This window comes from Synechococcus sp. H55.11, from assembly GCF_047462475.1.
Lineage (GTDB): Bacteria > Cyanobacteriota > Cyanobacteriia > Thermostichales > Thermostichaceae > Thermostichus.
The window spans coordinates 1-16597 of record NZ_JANSJI010000255.1 but is presented as its reverse complement, the minus strand read 5'-3'; the positions used below and the strand labels follow the sequence as shown (position 1 = coordinate 16597).

The window sequence follows — 16597 nt, the reverse complement described above, 5'->3', positions numbered from 1 at the left end:
GGGCTGATTTTAAGACAGCGGGGATCCGGCAAGCTGGCCTTCTCCGGCTGGCGGGGAAAATAAAAGGCGGTGCGTTTACATACTTCCACCAGCATCAGCATCACCGGCACCTCGATCAGCACCCCTACGACGGTGGCCAGGGCGGCCCCGGAGTTCAAGCCAAACAACACCACCGCCGTTGCAATGGCCACCTCGAAGTGATTGCTGGCGCCGATTAAAGCCGCCGGAGCGGCATCCTCATAGCACAAGCCCAGTTTCTGGGCTGCCACATAGGTGAGGCCAAAAATAAGGTTGGTCTGCACAAAAAGCGGCACTGCAATCAACAAAATGTGGAAGGGATTTTCCACAATGAGATCCCCTTTAAAAGCAAAAAGCAGCACCAGCGTCACCAGCAAGGCGGTGATGGCAATGGGGTTGAGGTAGCGCAAAAAAGCTTTCTCAAACCATTCCCGGCCCTTGGTTTTAAGAATCCAATAGCGAGAGGCTGCTCCTGCAACTAGCGGTAGGCCCACGTAGATGGCCACGGATAGCAAAATGGTTTGCCAGGGCACCGTTAAATCGCTCATGGCCAGCAGCCAGCGGCCCAGCGGCGCGTAGAGGAAAAGCATGGTTAAAGAGTTCACCGCCACCATCACCAGGGTGTGGCCTTGGTTGCCATAGCTGAGATAGCCCCACATCAGCACCATCGCAGTGCAGGGGGCAATGCCCAGCAAAATGGCCCCGGCAATGTAGGAGTTGCTGAGGCTCACTTCTGTACCGCGGATCATTTCCGTGCCGGTTATCCAAGGGGCAAACAGCCACCCCAAGAAAAACTGGGCAATCACCACCATGGTAAAAGGCTTCACCAGCCAGTTCACCCCCAGGGTCAACAGCACCGGTTTGGGCGATTGCAAGGCATGGGCTGCCTGGCCAAAATCAATTTTCACCATGATGGGATACATCATGAAAAACAGGCAGACGGCAATGGGAATGGAGACCTGATAGAGGCTCAGGGCATCCAGCGCCTCTGCCAGGCCCGGAAACCATCGACCCAACAGGATCCCGGCAACAATACACAGAGCCACCCAAAGGGTGAGATAGCGCTCAAAAAAACTCAGGGATCCGCCGCCGGGGAGAGCTTTGGGGTCAGATTCGGTGAGAGCCATGGGAAAAGCCGAAAACTGCAGGCGAGAAAACGCAGGTTGTCGAGTAGCCGCGTTCCTAATGGGCTCTCTCAGGATACATCAAAAAAACTTGTTCAGTTTGACCTCAACTTACTCCAGCCCTAGCCGCCGACGAAAGTAGGGGATGGTTAGCTCCAGGCCAACCTGCAGGGGGATCTGGGGATCCCAGCCCAACAGGGTGCGGGCTTTGCGGATATCGGGCCGGCGCTGCTTGGGATCGTCGGTCGGCAGGGGCCGGTGGACGATGGGGGAAGGACTGCCGGTGAGGGCCAAGACCTGCTGCGCCAGCTCCAGGATGGTGAACTCCTGCGGGTTGCCCAGGTTAAAGGGGCCGGGATAGGGGCCGTTCATCAGGCGCACCAGGCCTTCGATGAGGTCGGCGATGTAGCAGAAGCTGCGGGTCTGGGATCCATCCCCATAGACGGTGAGGGGATCCCTGCGCAGCGCCTGGACGATGAAGTTGCTGACCACGCGGCCATCATCCTCCCGCATGGCCGGCCCATAGGTGTTGAAGATGCGGGCGACGCGGATCTCCGTCTGGTGTTGCCGCTGCCAGTCAAAAGTCAGGGTTTCGGCCAGGCGCTTCGACTCGTCGTAGCAGGCCCGCGGGCCGATGGGGTTGACATAGCCCCAATAGTCCTCCGGCTGGGGGTGCACCTGGGGATCCCCGTACACTTCTGAAGTCGAGGCCAGCAGGAACCTGGATCCTGTTTTCTGGGCCAGCTCCAGCAGGTGGTAGGTGCCCCAGACACCGGTGCGGATGGTGTGGATGGGATCCGCCTGGTAGTGGGGCGGCGAGGCGGGACAGGCCAGGTGGTAGATTTGCTGGATACCGGCTTTTTCCAGCTCCGGCGGCAGCGGCTCGGCCACATCGTGCCACAGCAAAGTAAAGGCGGGGTTGTCGCGGTGGGCCTGTACGTTCTCCTCCCGCCCCGTGTAGCCGTTATCGAGGCAGATAACTGCGTGGCCTTCTTGCAGAAGGCGGCCGACCAGATGGGAGCCGATAAATCCCAAACCACCCGTGACCAGGATCTTCACCAGCCCACTCCAATCAAGGTGATACCCGCCTGTTGAACGGCCTGCCGGTCAAGGCAATTGCGGCCATCGATCAGCAAAGGCCGCCGCATCAGCTCGGCAAGGTGCCGGTAATCCAGCGACAAAAACTCCGGCCACTCGGTCACCAGCACCAGGGCGTCGCAGTCCTGGGCCAGGCGAAACACATCCGTTTCCACTATCACGTGGGCCAGGCCCTCCCGCATCCCCGAAGCCGACACAATGGGATCATACGCTTTCACCTTGGCCCCCAGCCGGTGGAGCTGCTCGATCAACGTCAGAGAGGGGGCATCCCGCAGGTCATCGGTGTGGGGCTTAAAGGTGAGGCCCAAAAGGCCAATGGTCTTGCCCTTGAGCACCTTGAGGGCCTGCTGCAGCTTTTCCACCAGGCGCTGCCGCTGCTCGCAGTTGACCTCGACAGTAGCCCGCAATAGCTTGGCCTCGTAGCCGTAGTCGGCTGCCGTCTGGATCAAGGCGGCCAGATCCTTGGGAAAACAGCTTCCCCCCCAGCCGAGGCCGGCGTTGAGGAAGGCGCGGCCAATGCGCTTATCGAGGCCGATCCCTTCGGCCACTTGGGTGATGTCGGCACCGGTGCGCTCACAGATGTTGGCGATCTCGTTGATGAAGCTGATCTTGGTGGCCAAGAAGGCGTTGGCGGCATATTTGATCATCTCGGCGGAGGCCAAGTCGGTAACCAGTAAAGGCACGGGATCCCCACCCAAGCCCTGCTGGCGGCTGAGGATGGGCTCGTAAAGCCGCCGCAGGATCTCGATGGCGCGGGGGCTGTTGGAGCCAATCACGATGCGATCCGGGTAGAAGGTATCCTGGATGGCGCTGCCCTCTCGCAAAAACTCAGGGTTGCTGACCACGTCAAACTGAGGTGTCCGAGGAGAGATTTGCAAAGCCAGGGATCCTCTGGAGAAAGGAGTTGCCTCCCGATCTCCCCCAGAGAGCAGTTCGCTCTCTTCCCGGCTGCCCAGGCGCTGCTTGGCCGCCCCAGCAGCCCCATCCAAGATAAGCATGCGCACCCAGTCGCCGGAACCAATGGGGACGGTAGACTTGTTGACAATAACCCGGTAGCGGTCGTCCAGGTGCTGGCCGATCTCCCGCGCCACGGCCTCCACGTAGCGCAGATCCGGCTCGCCGCTGGGCAAAGCCGGCGTGCCTACAGCAATGAAGATGACTTCGCTGACCTGCACCGCCAAGCTCAGATCGGTGGTAAAGTGCAGCCGGCCAGCCTCGGCGCCTCCCCGCACCAGCTCTTCCAGCCCAGGCTCGTAGATGGGCAGGCGACCCCGTTGCAGCCCTTCAATTTTGACGGGGTTGTTGTCTACACAGATAACGCTGTGGCCCAGGTGAGCCAGACAGGCGCCGGTTACCAACCCCACATAGCCAGCTCCCACAACCGCCACGTCCATAGCCCGCTTCCCCCTCGCGTCGATGCTTGGTTCTAAAATACCCCGCCGACCGGGATCCCCTATCCTCAAGGGGAGGAAAGATAGCCTTGAACCCAAGCCGGTGGCAAAATAAAGCAGAACCGGCCTTCCTCTGAGCCTTTGGGCGGTGAGTTTCCCCGATTCTGCTGCCATAGCCGCTCGTCGTCAGCGCCAGGTGCAAAGGGTGCTGTACGTCACCTTGGGGCTGAATGTCCTGGTGTTTTCGGTCAAGTTGATCCTGGGATTGACGACGGGATCCCTGAGCTTGGTGGCCGATGCCCTGCACAGCTCCGCCGATAGCGCCAGCAACATTCTTGCCCTGCTGGCGGCCCGCTTTTCCTCGCCAGAGCCGGATGAGGAGCACCCCTACGGCCACAGCAAGTTTGAGGCCATCGGTGCCATGGGGATCGCCGCTTTTCTGGGGATGGCCAGCTTTGAGATCCTCAGCACAGCGGTGGGACGGTTTTTCGAGCCCCAGCCGCCGCTGCAGGTCGATGGACTGACCCTAACCCTAATGGTGGGTGTGCTGGGGATCAACCTCTTCGTGGCCTTCTATGAACGTTCCTGGGGCAAGGCTTTGTCCAGCTCGCTGCTCTTGGCCGATGCCCGCCATACCCTCAGCGATGTTTGGGTAACCCTGACGGTGCTGCTGGGACTGGCCGGGATCCACTACTGGGGGATCCCCTGGCTGGATCAGGTGCTGGCGGTGCCGGTGGGGCTGCTGGTGTTCTGGAGCGGCTGGGAAGTGTTACAAGAGAATATCCCTTTCCTCACCGACCGGGTGGCTATTCCGCCTAAGACCTTGCGGGAGCTGGTTCTCAGCCTGCCTGGAGTTCTGGACTGCCACGACATCACCTCCCGCGGCATCCCAGGGCAGATGATCTTTATCGAAATGCACATGGTGGTGGAGCCGCTGGACGTGGAGTCGGCCCATCGCATCACCGAAGCGGTGGAGCAACTGCTGCAGGAGCGCTACGGGCCGGTGCGGGTCACCATCCACCTAGAGCCCTACTCCCACATTGAGGGATCCCAACCCTAGGAATGTTTCCGAAAGAACAAACGGTACCGCTTCGCCAACTGCCAAATCCTGCAAAGGCCATTCTTTGCCCTGGTTCCTAAGAAATAGAAAAACCCCGAGGCAGCAAATGGAGCTGCGCCTGATTATCGGGTGGGCAGCGAAAACAACGGCTAAATCGCTCCAGGAATCGACCTGCCGGCTGTGGGAAGTCTGGAAAAGCGAGGTCTGGATCCCCGGCAGCTACCCCTGCCCAAAAGTGGCGCAATTGTGGGGCCAAGGCTTGGGCCTGCTCCAGGGGCAAATGCAGCGGCGCAGAGGTTAAAAACTTAACCACCACCGGTTCGCTGCGCTGACCCATCCACTCCCGCGAGAACGCCTGCAAATCGGGCCAACCGGGCAGGGATCCCACCCGGTAGCTTTGGATATGGACGTGGATCCCGGTCTCGCGATCCAGTCGGATCTCGACAAGGCGGTAGGGATGGGGAAAACTGACCAAAGAGCCGGTGGTAATGTCGTAAACCCCCCCTCGCCGGGCGATGTGCTGAATGTGCAAATGTCCGGTGAACACCAGTTGCACCCCGTAAGCTTGCAGCAGCCGCCGCAATTGAGAGGCATTCTCCAGCATGTAGCGACGGCCCCAGGGGTGGAGGGACTGCCCACGCAGATGCTCGACCACGTTGTGGTGCACCATCAGCAGCACCAGCTCCTCTTCGGCTGCTGCCAATTCCTTTTCCAGCCAGGTCAGTTGTTCCGAAGTTAGACACCCCACCAACTGGCCCTGAGCATCAAAGTGGTTGGAATTGAGGCCGATCAAACGGATCCCTGGCTGCAACAGGCGGCTGTAATCCAAAGACCGCCCGTCCTCATAGCCAAAAGCTTGGTAGTAGCGGGGAAACTCTGGCAATGCCTCAAGCTGGGGCACATCGTGATTGCCGGGCACCACAAAAGCTGGGAAAGGTAAACGGGCCAGGCGCTCCGCCAACCAGGCGTGGTTTTCCGGTTCCCCATGCTGGGTCAGATCCCCCGGCAAAAGGAGAAAATCCAAAGGCAACTGCACCAGATGCTGCAAAACTTGTTCCAGAGCCGGGATGCTCACCTCCACCAAATGAAACCGGTTGGGGTGATCCCAAAGGGTGGAGGGAAGGGTGACGTGGGGATCGCTCACCACAGCAAAGCGAATCTGCACGGATTCCTCCCCTTGACAACACACCGGGGGATCAAGCACTTCTGTTATTCTGGCATCCATCACGGGATCCCTCTACTCAGCATGGGTGAGGCATATCGGCCTATACCAGGATCCCCATACCTTTGCTGGTCGTAGGGCCTACAACCCACTAGCGCGAACGGCACCCGCTAAGGCTCAGGGAGCGGGGCTAGGCGTCAACAACTGCTCCCCTTGCAACATGCGGGCGGCAGCGCTGAACAACTCTTCCTCCAAGTAGGGCTTGGTGAAGTAGGCAGTGGCTCCCAGCTCCCGGGCTGTCTGCCGGTGCCGTTCTGCCCCCCTTGAGGTAAGCATAGCTACCGGAATATGCTTGAGGTTGCTGTCTGCCCGTATGCGGGAGAGCAACTCCAGGCCGTCCATGCGCGGCATCTCGATGTCGCAGAAGATGAGATCGCAGCGCAAGCCACCGCGAAGCTTTTCCCAGGCGTCCTGTCCATCGCGGGCTTGCTCCACCCGGTAGCCCACCTTTTGGAAGGACATGGAGAGCAGCTCCCGCACCGCAATCGAGTCATCCACAATGAGCACCGTGGTTTGATGGGTTTCCTCGACACGTGGCTCCGCAGCGCGACGCTCTGCCCAGAGGCGGCTGAGATCGCGACGGCGGCCTTGGGCCATATCCACCAGTTCAAGGACATCAGCAATGGGCAGCACGCGACCATTGCCCAGCACCGTTGCCCCAGAAATGCCAGGTGGTTTGGGCACAGGCCCGCGCAATTGCTTGATCACGATTTCCTGCTCTTCCACAAAGCTGTCCACCTGCAGGGCAACATACTGGCCGGCACTTTGGAGGATGACGATGGGGATGATGCCCTCATCCTGGGCAACGCTGTAGACCTCGGAGCGGCTGCGGCTGTGGCTGCGGCTGTAGGACAACAGATTCGAGAGGGGTTGGAAGGGAAGGCGTTGATCCCGCCAGGGAATGGAGGGCCGCCCCTGCTCGTCCGGCTTCACCTCGTCGACAGGAACATCCAGCATTTCCTCCACACCGTCGAGAGGAAAGGCGATCAGAGCCTTGTCGCTGACACACACCATCGCCTTGGAAATGCTCAAGGTGAGCGGCAGGCGGATGGTGAAGGTGGTGCCCTTGCCGCGCACGGAATCCACTTGGATGCTGCCGCGCAGATCGGTGATGTTGCGGCGCACCACATCCAAGCCAACCCCCCGCCCGGCCAGGTCGTCCACCTCGCTGGCCTCGCGGCTGCTGAAGCCGGGGTGGAAGAGGACGTTGAACACTTCGTCCTCGTCGGCTTGCTCCGACAGCAGCCCCAGCCTTTGCGCCTTGGCCTTGATTTTCTCCACCGGGATGCCGGCGCCGTCGTCGGCGACAACGATGATCGTCTGGTTGCCCTGGTAGAAGGCTTTGACGGTGATCTTGCCCTCAGGGGGCTTGCCCAAGCGGCGCCGCTCCTCAGGGGGCTCGATCCCGTGTACCAAGGCGTTGTTTACCAGGTGGGTCATCGGGTCGGAAAGCTCTTCCAGGATGGCCTTGTCGATGAGGGTGTCGCGGCCTTCCACCACCAGGCTGACTTGCTTGCCCGTTTTGATGGAGAGATCGCGGACGGCGCGGGGCAGGCGGTCGGCAATTTGCGCGAAGGGCACCATGCGCGCCCGGTTCAGGCCTTCCTGCAGTTGGGTGGTGACCTGCCGGAATTGGCGGGTGATCTGCTCTGCCTCATCGACGGCAAACTCGATGTCCGAGGAAGACTCGCGTACCCGCACGATGAGCTCAATGATCTCCTGGGCCAGAGTGTGGAAGGTCGTAAACTGATCCATCTCCAGCTTGTCGAACTCTTGGCCGGAAGAATGCCCTCGCCTGCTGTGTCCGGCTCCCTCGCCATTGCGACCGAAGCCCACCGTTACCGTGCCGCCATAGGCTGAGCCGCTGCGGCTGGAGAACAAAGCCGACTCCAACAGGGAGCGGTCGTACTGATCCCGCATGCGCTGGCCCAGATCCCCTAGTTGTTGCACACGGCCCAGTAGGCCATCCAGAAACTGGCGCAGGCGAGTTTGGTTTTGCTCCATGCTGTTGCGAATGACCACCAACTCTCCCACCAAGTTGTTGATGGAGTCGAGGTGGCGCACCTCCACCCGCATCACAGGGTTGCTGAGGGCAGATCGCCGTGTAGCCGGTGCCGTGGGGGCGGCTGTTGCTGGGGCGGCAGCGACAGCGGACGGAGAAGGTGCCGGCGCTGCTGCAGAGGCCTGGGGGGCGACCTCGAGATTGACTAGGAGGGATTCCAGTTGGGCTGCGAAATCGTCGGCAACCTCGCCGCTCACGGCTGCAGGGGATCCCACAATGGGAGCGATGAACTCTTCCAGCTCAGGAGGCACCGCTGGTTCGGCGGCATCGAAAAGGGCGGCCAAATCGTCCAAACTTGGGGTAGGAGAGACTTCCGGCGCTTCTTCCTCCGAGAGCTGGGTCTCGCTGCCAAGAACAGTCGCGCTCGGGGCAGCCAAGAGCTCATCCTCTGTGAACAGGCTTTCCAGTTGGCTTGCCAGATCCTCTTCTGCCGGCTGGGAAGCTCCGCCTTGCTCTGCAGCAGCTACAAGTGGTTCTGGCTCAGGCAGAGTCACTCCCTCCAGATTGCTCCCTTGCAAAGCCTCTGCCTCGCCCAGGAAGGTGGCAAGATCTGAGGGGATCCCTTCCTGGGCGGCCTCCCTTTCTGCAAAGAACCGGCTCAGCTCATCCAAATCCACCTCGCCATCCATGGCCGAGAGGGATCCGCTGGCTTCTAAGCTCAGGGCTTCGGTTTCGGTCTCCTCGGCAAATAGAGCATTGAGGCGGTCGAAGGAAAACTCTGGCGAGGGGGCAGTGCCCGCCAAATCGGTAGGCTGTGTTTCCCCAGAGAGCTCTTCTTCCTGGGCCGGGAACACCTCCTCCAACCAAGCCCCCTCCTGGGCGTCTGATGCTGCTGCCGGAGTCTCGCCGGCGAAGAGATCGCCTAGGCCCAGCTCGGCCTCGAAGTCTGGGGTTGCCGCTGCCATTGGCTCGCCAGCAGCAGCAAATTCCTCCAACGTCGGCAAGGATTCCTCGGCAAAGAGGTCTTCCAGTCGCTCAACCGCAGCCGGGCCAGAATCCGCAACATCAAAAGAGGGCTCAAAAGCAACATCAAAAAATCCAGAAGGTTCGCTTTCTTCCGGCATCGACCAGGCTTGATCGGCTGCAGGGGTGGAGAAAAGGCTCTCCCAGCTATCTTCGGCAGCCTCATCCGCAGCAGAGTCGGCCAACTCTGGGGATCCCATCTCCCCAGAATCCCAGTCTGCCGGGGTGGAAAAATCCTCCAGCCGAATATCGGCGGGGAATTCAGCCCAGAGATCCCCATCCCCGATGACCTGCTGAAGGGGTGGGGACGGCTCAGCCGCCCAAAGATCCGCCACCGAATCCCCATCGGAAATGGCCCCAACGTCAGGGAGCTCGGGCATTTCCTGCAGGGGAACATTCTCTACGGAGAGTTCCTCGAGCTCAAACAACGCCTCCACTCCGGCACTTGCGGCTTCCTCTGGGGCAAAGTCAAACACCTCCTCTGCGATTTCTGCAGCAGCTTGGGCCGGCACTTCCTGTTGTGCAACCGTCCAGACGGCCTGGCTCGCTTCCTCAGCCCCTGTCAGCTCGGCAGGCTCTGCTGCCGCTTCACCCACCACTTCGGCAAACAGATCCGCCAGATCGGCCTCGACTCCCTCCTCCTCCAAGCTTGGGCTCGGTTCCGCAAAGGTCTGCAAGAAAGGCTCAGGAGAAGGGGGGATCAGCTCCGGCGGGAACTCCTCGATATCGGATAGCGCTTCTGCGTTGGCAAACAGCTCGTCAAAGGCCGAAGCGGCTTCTTCCTCCAGATCCAAGGGGGTGGCATGGAAGTCTTCCGCAACAGAGGCCAAGTTGGATCCCAGCCCATCCTCTTCTGGGTTTTCTGCCGGCACGGCGGCTGCTTCCCGGTCTTCCTCCCAGGCCGCTGCGGCCTCCGGCCAACTCAGATCTAGGCTCTCCTCTTGTGCAGGAGCGAGCAGGTTCTCTGAATCCAAAGCCGTGTCCATTTCCCAGAGGGATGCCGGCTGTTCCACCACTTGATCCCAGCTCGCTTCTGCGCTCTCCTGCTCCTGCAAGGATGTCTCGGCTTCTGGCATGGGCTCAGCTTCCCAGCTCCGATGGGGGGCAGCACTTGCTTCGGCAGGGATCCAAGCAGCCGCAGCCCAATCCTCTGGGGCATCTTCAGGTTGGGTAAACAGCGGCTCTGCCTCAGACTCCCCAGCAAGGCCAAGCTCGAAGAGCTTCGAGACCTCTGGCTCTTCGGGGGCTGCCGGCACAGGGCGGAAGGCCAGCAACTCTGCCGAGGGCTGGATGGTGTTTGCCGCTCCGCTGGCCAGAGCTTGGTGAGCTTGCTTCAGATCTCGCAGCACCGGCAGGGCCAGTTGTCGCAAGTTCTGGCCGGGATCCGCCAAAATCTCGACGATCAAGCGGGCTAAGTCTGTCCAGCCTCCCAGATCCAGAGCTGAGGACTGTCCCAAATCCTGCAAAGATTGCGCCAAAGCTTGCAGGGCCGGTCGGGTAGCTGGGTCGTCGGGACGTTTGAACAACTCCAGCATCTGGCGCAACAGAGCTGGGATCTGCTGATGCACCAGCACCTCCCAAGGATCCGGTGGGGCAGGGGGGGCGGCAGGGCGAGCCAGTTGTTGCAGTTCTGGAGAAGGGGCAACTTGTTCCGGCTGGCCGGCCAAAATGAGCTGCTGTCCCTGCTTCAAATCCCGCAGGGCGACCAAAGCCAACGTTCGCAGATCGGCGTCGGGGTTGCCCAGGGCTTGCCCGAAAGTTTCTGTCAACTGCTGCCAGCCCGCCAGATGATGAACTTGTCCGATCTCTTTGAGGACGGCGTTGGCCGCCACTAGCTGATCGCGAACGCCTGGCTGCTCCCCTCGCTTGAACAGCTCCAGCATCTGGCGCAACTGCTGCGGCACCACCTCTGCCATGTCCTGCTGCAGGGTACGGGCTGCCGGTGGCGAGACGGGAGCTGAGACAGGGCCCTCGCCCAGAAGATTTTGAATGTGCCTTTCGGTCTCTTGAAAAACCGGCTCCAATTCCGCCAGCGTGGTGTTGCCAACTTCTTCGGTGAGGCCGCGGGGGCTCTGTAGCTCCTCCAACAACATCGCAAGCCCATCAAAGGCCTGCAAGAGCAAAGTTTCCAGGTGCTGATCGACAGGCACTCCGCCGGGACGAGAGCGAAAGATGTTGAAAAAATCCTCCATGCGGTGGGCCGTCCGTTGGATGCTGGTGAGGCCCAGCATGGCGGCTCCCCCCTTGATGGAGTGAGCAGCCCGGAACAGCTCGTTGATCAGCTCAGGATCGCTCATGCTGTCGCGCAGGCTGAGGAGCCCTTGCTCGATCGTTGCCAAGTGGTCGCGGGCTTCTTCAATGAAATAACTGAGGATCCGCTTCTGTGCTTCTTCGTTCATGGCAGGAGGCCCTTCCTACAGCCCACAAGTATGCATCAGTGATAACAGACCGACCAGGCTGAGCAAAGCGTTTGGCCAATGTTGCAAAGGGGGATCCCAGTGCCGTGGAAGAGCGGGGACTTCTCGTCCCTGGGATCCTTAGTCCCTAGAATGCCCTCAAAAAAGCAGATTTGCTCATTCATCCCCCACCCGGAAGCGACCGACGGAAGCCTGCAGCTCACGGGCAATGCTCACCAACTGTTGCAGCGAAGTCGCCACCTTCTGCGCCTCCTTGGAAGTCTCGTTGGCGGTCAACTCCACCGATTGCATCAACTGCGCCACCGAGCGAGAGGTTTCCGTCTGTTGCACAGTGGCCTGAGAAATCGCCCGCACCAATTCGTCGATGCGGCGACTGACCTCGATGATTTCGTCCAGGCTGTTCTTGGCCTGCTCGGCCCGCCGTGTCCCCTCGATCACCAGTTGGGTGCCCTCTTCCATGGCCGTCATCACGTTGCCGGTTTCCGATTGGATCTGCAACACAATCTGCTCGATTTCCTTCGAGGCCTTGGCGGCTCGGTCGGCCAGTTGTCGCACCTCATCGGCCACGATGGCAAAGCCCCGTCCCGATTCCCCGGCTCGGGCGGCCTCAATACTGGCGTTCAAGGCGAGCAGGTTGGTGCGCGAGGCAATTTGTGAAATCAAGGCCACGATCTTGGAGATTTCCTGCGAGGACTCCGCCAAGCGCTTCACCTTGCGGGTGGTTTCCGCCACCGTTTCCCGGATCTCCAGGATGCCGCTGACCGTCCGATCCACCGCTTCTCCACCGCGAGAGGCTGCTTCTGTGGCTTGGGCGGTCACGTTGGCCGCCTCGCGGGCGTTGCTGGCCACCTCTTGAATGGACTCCGTCATCTCCTGAATGGAGTTGAGGGAGTTGGAAATCTCCTCCGCCTGGCGCAAGGCATCGGCGGAGAGGCTGCGGGCAAAGTCCTCATTCTGCAAGGCGGCATCGTTCACGGCGGCGGCGGCCCGCTTCACCTGGCTGACAATGTCTCGCAGACTGCGAATGGTCAGGTTGAAGGAGTCGGCCACCGCCCCCAGCACATCGGCAGTCACCTCTGCCCGCACGGTTAGATCCCCACGGGCAGCCCCTTCCACGTCGTCCAACAGGCGAATCACCTGGCGCTGGAGGTCTTCCTTAGCTTGCCCCTGCTCGGCAGCCCGCTGGTTCAGTTCTGTGAAGGTGGCCTCAATGGCAGCCGCCATCTGGTTGAAGCTGTCGGCCAAGCGCCCCAGCTCATCAGGGGCATTGACTGTGGCTCGTACTGAGTAATTCCCCTGGGCCAAGGCGGCAAAGTGGCCAGCCAGCTCTTGGGCGGCGGAGCGAAGGTGTTTGGCACTACTGGCCCCAAGTACAACCCCGGCTACCGTGCCGACCACCCCACCTCCGATGACGCCGGCCATCAAGCGAGCTCCCCCATTGGCCGGGATCCCCAGGCCAATCGCCAGCCCGGCAGCCAAACTCACCGCTCCTTGGATCAGCGCCGTGGCCAATTGCCGATCGGCAAGCGGGCGGTTGGCGAGCCCGGCAGATGTTCTTGTCCCTGCTTCGCCTGCACCAGGAAGGGGAATCGAGGCAGTGGGCAGGCCTTGAGGCTGCAAAACTTGGGCTGCTCCGCCGGCCATCTCTGCCGCCATCCCGGCCATCCCCTCGGTCGCCCCCTCATCTGGGTAGAAGACCGGCTCGCCGCCCTCCATGCCGGCCAGTTCGCGATCCAGGCTGTCCAGCTCGTCAAGATCGAAAAGGGCAGAGCCGGGACTGGCTGTGTCTTCATCGGGGGCAGGGATCGGCTCGCTCATGGGCGCGGCCAATTCCGTCGGCAGGCCCTCATCCAGGGATCCCCCTCCCTCCTCCTCAAAGCCGGGTAGGGACAAGCCCATCTCTTCGGGAAAATCTGCATCGCCGGCCAACTGCGTAATGGAGTCGGAGTCGCCTTCCAGGGCTTGCAAGTGCTCTCGGTCGAACTCGTTCAGGAAGGCAAAGTCATCCTCGACCACCGGATCGGTGTGAGGCCTGCTCTCTTGCGCACTTACCCGCCCCGAAATGGCCGGCGGCGTCACCCGCGGATGGGTTGGCAGCTGGTAAGATGGGAACAACGGCTCGGCCTCCGGCATCTGCAGCCCGGTCTCAAAGGGATCCTCGAATCCGCCTTCCTCAGCCAAAACATCCCCAGCGGCGGCAAAGGGGTCGCCTGCCATTGAGAAGGGATCCACTTCCTCTTCCCTGCTCTCCTCAAACTGCAGGAAGGGATCGGCGGCGGGGGACTCATCCGCCAACCCCTCTTGCGAGCGAAGCTCGTCCACTGCTTCTGAGGAGTCGGGCATGTCCGCCAGCTCCGGTGCCATTTGCAGCAGCTCCTCCAGCCCCTTGCGGGCCGACTCCAGCTCGTCGGGATCACTGGCCGTCTGTAGGATGGTGCTGTAGGTGTGGCGAGCTTCCAGCAACAGCCCGGCTTGCCTTTGGGCCGAAGCCAGCAGCAACTTGACGGCGGTATCCTGTGGCTGAGCAGCGGCCACTTGGTTCAACAACCGTACTGCCTGAACGTAGTCTCCCTGCCAAAAGGCGACCATTGCCTCGGTGAAGTCTCTCTGAGTGTTCGCGCTCGAAACCATGGATCCTCCCTTCCCTGCTTGGTTAGCTCTGTTCACGCTTCAACGCAGATGCCAACGGAACGCCCCCCAACACCAACACCTTCATCTCAGATACTATGTATGTAGGCTATTTCTCCCTCTGCCCATAGCGAGTACAAGAACACGTTTTTGCCGCCATCTCCCGATATAGCTGTCAAGGCAACCCCACCTTCACCAGGCTTGGCGCGCACTTTGGACAAGACTGGCTTTCCCCATTGTGAAGGAAGCCAGCCTGGCTCTTTGATAGGAACTATACACTCTCTTTTTGCCAAGTTCACAGAGGACTGCCTGTTAACTCCAACGATTGGATCTGAGGATGGCCGACTGATCCAGCAATGGCAGGCGGGATCCCGTCTCGGGCACCACCCATTCCCCTCGCAAGAAGGGAGCCATCGACTCAGGAGCCACGAGAACAGGCCGCACCGATTCCGTCTTCAGCCACTCCATGCCCACAATTGAATCCACGGCCAGGCCCATCAGCAAATCCTGTTGATCCATCACGGCCACCACAGGGAGCTCGGCGCGGTCGAGGTTGAGGGGCGGGCTGATCCCCAAAAATTGCCCCAGATCCGCAACCCAAATGATTTCGCCCCGCAAGTTTAGAGTGCCCAGCAGAACTGGCGCGACATTCGGCATGGGGGTAATTTTCTCGGGGCCGATGCTCATCACCTCCACAACCGATACTGCCGGCAGCGCAAATTCTTCTCCGGTGGCGACCTTGAATTTCAGGAATAGCTCACCTTCGGGAGCCTCCATTTCCTGCAATTCTTGGGTCTCATCCCCCATCAACAGATCCAGATCCCCCAGCATGATGCTCCCCCGTATCGATGGTCTTGTGGAGGGGTGGCCGCCCCTCCCTTGCCCAGGGCCTAGAGCCCTTCTGGGCTCTGCCAGCAGGCATAGAAGCGGGATGGGCGGTTCCTAGCCTCTCAGTAATTGCTTAATCGTACCCACCAGTTCCTGCGGCTGGAAAGGCTTGGCAATGTAGGCATCTGCTCCCTGGCGGATCCCCCAGTAGCGGTCGAATTCTTCGCCCTTGGAGGAACACATGACGATCGGGGTTTTTTGGGTGAGCGGATCGGCCTTGAGGAGACGGCACACCTCGTAGCCATTCATCCGCGGCATCACGATGTCGAGCACAATCAGATCGGGCTTGCTTTGCTTCACCGCCTCTACGGCTTCCACCCCATCTCCCACCGTCATCACCTCAAAGCCATTCTCCTGCAGCAACTTGCCGATCATCTCTCGCTGCGATTGACTGTCTTCCACCACCAAAACGCGACTCATTTTTGGCCGGTCTCCTTGATCTCCCGCAACTGCTGTTTGATGGTAGCCAGTAGCTCTTGAGGCTTGAAGGGCTTGGTTACATAGGCATCCGCTCGATTGCGCTTGGCCCACTCGATATCAAAGGCTTGATCTTTGGTGGAACACACGACGATGCGGATGTGCTTGGTGCTTTCATCTCCCTTCACTTCCCGGCACACTTCGTAGCCGTTCATGCGGGGCATGACGATGTCCAGCACCACCACGTCAGGCTTCTGCTGACGAATGATGTCCATCGCCTCCACACCGTCCATGGCTGTGGAGACTTCCAACCCGCTCTCGGAGAGCAAACTGGAAATGGTCTCCAGATAGGTACGGTTGTCATCCACCACCAGCACTTTGCTCATGGTCATCTCGCTCCTGTTGTGTTTCGCGGGTCTGGTTGACCCTAGGGGCCACCTCAACCGAGATTTTGTCTTTCGACGCTTTTGGCCACATCTGGCCTTGTGGCCGTGGCTAACCCTATTGTTTCGGCGTGGTTACTCCTCTGTCCAGTATTCCGCCTGCTCAGCCTTGTTCTCGATTTGGATTGATTGGGACTTGGCTACCCCGTGCCTATTCGCCGCCGCCCCGCTTGGGAGGTGGGCCCACATAAGATTCGACGACGGTCAACAACTCCTTCTCGGAGAAGGGCTTGCTGAGAAACTCGTTGGCCCCGGCCATGCGCGCCTTGATCCGGTCGGTGAAGCCGTCCTTGCCGGTGAGCATGATCATGGGGGTTTCGCGGAACTGGCTGGATTTGCGCAACATGGCGCACAGCTCGTACCCATCCAGCTTGGGCATGGCCACATCGCAGAGGATCATGTCGGGATTGAGGAGAAACACCTGTCCTAGGGCTTTGAGGGGGTTGCCGATGGTGGTGACCTGGTAGCCCTCGTTTTGCAGGATGAACTCCACGGTTTTTTGGATGGCCATGGAGTCGTCGATACAAAGGATGTGGCTGGGCTTGTCGCCGGCTTTGAGGGGACGGCTGTGCTGGGGCTCGGCAATCAGGACGGGCTCGGAGAGGTGAATCGCCCCTTGGCGAACATAGGGATAGATGGCCTTGGCCACTGCCAGGGTATCTCGGCCCAGGTAGCGACCCATCTGGCGAATGCTGGTTTTGCCGTCGGACCACTCGCTCAGGGCTTTGAAGACGGGGGCGGGCAGGGTTTGCTGGAGGGGGAGGGGGTTGACGATGGTGGGGGCTTGGTTGGGAGCCTGGATATAGGGATGTAGCTTTTTCCACTCCTGCACCTGGGTGACCATCTCAGTAAGCAGGGGAGTGACG

11 protein-coding genes are annotated in these 16597 nt (G+C 60.4%); 1 reads left to right on the top strand and 10 read right to left on the bottom strand.

Annotated features, from left to right (window positions below; all coding sequences use genetic code 11):
- The 3 genes from arsB to NW853_RS10210 all read right to left on the bottom strand — a co-directional run.
- A partial coding sequence (gene arsB / locus NW853_RS10220; protein ID WP_414334544.1) for an ACR3 family arsenite efflux transporter occupies positions 1–1145 on the bottom strand: 1145 nt, incomplete at its 3' end.
- A gap of 108 nt (positions 1146–1253) precedes the next feature.
- Entirely contained in the window at positions 1254–2201 is a 948-nt protein-coding gene (locus tag NW853_RS10215) for a UDP-glucuronic acid decarboxylase family protein (RefSeq protein WP_414334542.1), read from the bottom strand.
- On the bottom strand, positions 2198–3634 hold the full coding sequence (locus NW853_RS10210; protein WP_414348955.1) for a UDP-glucose dehydrogenase family protein: 1437 nt from the start codon (positions 3632–3634) through the stop codon (positions 2198–2200). The genes NW853_RS10215 and NW853_RS10210 overlap by 4 nt, the downstream gene beginning before the upstream one ends.
- A 145-nt stretch (positions 3635–3779) precedes the next feature.
- Here NW853_RS10210 and NW853_RS10205 point away from each other — a divergent pair, with 145 nt between their 5' ends.
- Positions 3780–4691: a cation diffusion facilitator family transporter gene (locus tag NW853_RS10205; RefSeq protein WP_414348954.1), complete on the top strand. Its 912-nt coding sequence runs from the start codon at positions 3780–3782 to the stop codon at positions 4689–4691.
- A 76-nt stretch (positions 4692–4767) separates the two neighbouring features.
- Here the strand turns inward: NW853_RS10205 and NW853_RS10200 are convergent, their stop codons facing one another.
- From NW853_RS10200 to NW853_RS10170, 7 genes are all read right to left on the bottom strand, one after another.
- On the bottom strand, positions 4768–5916 hold the full coding sequence (locus NW853_RS10200) for a metallophosphoesterase family protein (RefSeq protein ID WP_414348953.1): 1149 nt from the start codon (positions 5914–5916) through the stop codon (positions 4768–4770).
- A 114-nt stretch (positions 5917–6030) separates the two neighbouring features.
- Entirely contained in the window at positions 6031–11337 is a 5307-nt protein-coding gene (locus NW853_RS10195) for a response regulator (protein WP_414348952.1), read from the bottom strand.
- A 174-nt stretch (positions 11338–11511) separates the two neighbouring features.
- Positions 11512–13986, bottom strand: a complete 2475-nt coding sequence (locus NW853_RS10190; protein WP_414348951.1) for a methyl-accepting chemotaxis protein — start codon at positions 13984–13986, stop codon at positions 11512–11514.
- Positions 13987–14295: 309 nt separating this feature from the next.
- Complete coding sequence (locus tag NW853_RS10185; protein ID WP_414348950.1) at positions 14296–14814, bottom strand: CheW domain-containing protein; 519 nt, start codon at positions 14812–14814, stop codon at positions 14296–14298.
- A gap of 111 nt (positions 14815–14925) precedes the next feature.
- Positions 14926–15291, bottom strand: coding sequence for a response regulator transcription factor (locus tag NW853_RS10180; protein WP_414334529.1), 366 nt, complete (start codon positions 15289–15291; stop codon positions 14926–14928).
- Positions 15288–15674, bottom strand: a complete 387-nt coding sequence (locus tag NW853_RS10175; protein ID WP_414334547.1) for a response regulator — start codon at positions 15672–15674, stop codon at positions 15288–15290. Before NW853_RS10175 ends, NW853_RS10180 begins: the two co-directional genes overlap by 4 nt.
- A gap of 208 nt (positions 15675–15882) precedes the next feature.
- Positions 15883–16597, bottom strand: a 715-nt coding sequence (locus NW853_RS10170; RefSeq protein ID WP_414348949.1) for a response regulator, incomplete at its 5' end; no start/stop codon positions are given.

Excerpts from the sequence above, each read along its gene's own strand:
- NW853_RS10210 (WP_414348955.1), bottom strand. The coding sequence starts at position 3,634 with ATGGACGTGGCGGTTGTGGGAGCTGGCTATGTGGGGTTGGTAACCGGC.
- NW853_RS10200 (WP_414348953.1), bottom strand. The coding sequence starts at position 5,916 with ATGGATGCCAGAATAACAGAAGTGCTTGATCCCCCGGTGTGTTGTCAA.
- NW853_RS10195 (WP_414348952.1), bottom strand. The coding sequence starts at position 11,337 with ATGAACGAAGAAGCACAGAAGCGGATCCTCAGTTATTTCATTGAAGAA.
- NW853_RS10190 (WP_414348951.1), bottom strand. The coding sequence starts at position 13,986 with ATGGTTTCGAGCGCGAACACTCAGAGAGACTTCACCGAGGCAATGGTC.
- NW853_RS10185 (WP_414348950.1), bottom strand. The coding sequence starts at position 14,814 with ATGCTGGGGGATCTGGATCTGTTGATGGGGGATGAGACCCAAGAATTG.
- NW853_RS10180 (WP_414334529.1), bottom strand. The coding sequence starts at position 15,291 with ATGAGTCGCGTTTTGGTGGTGGAAGACAGTCAATCGCAGCGAGAGATG.
- NW853_RS10175 (WP_414334547.1), bottom strand. The coding sequence starts at position 15,674 with ATGAGCAAAGTGCTGGTGGTGGATGACAACCGTACCTATCTGGAGACC.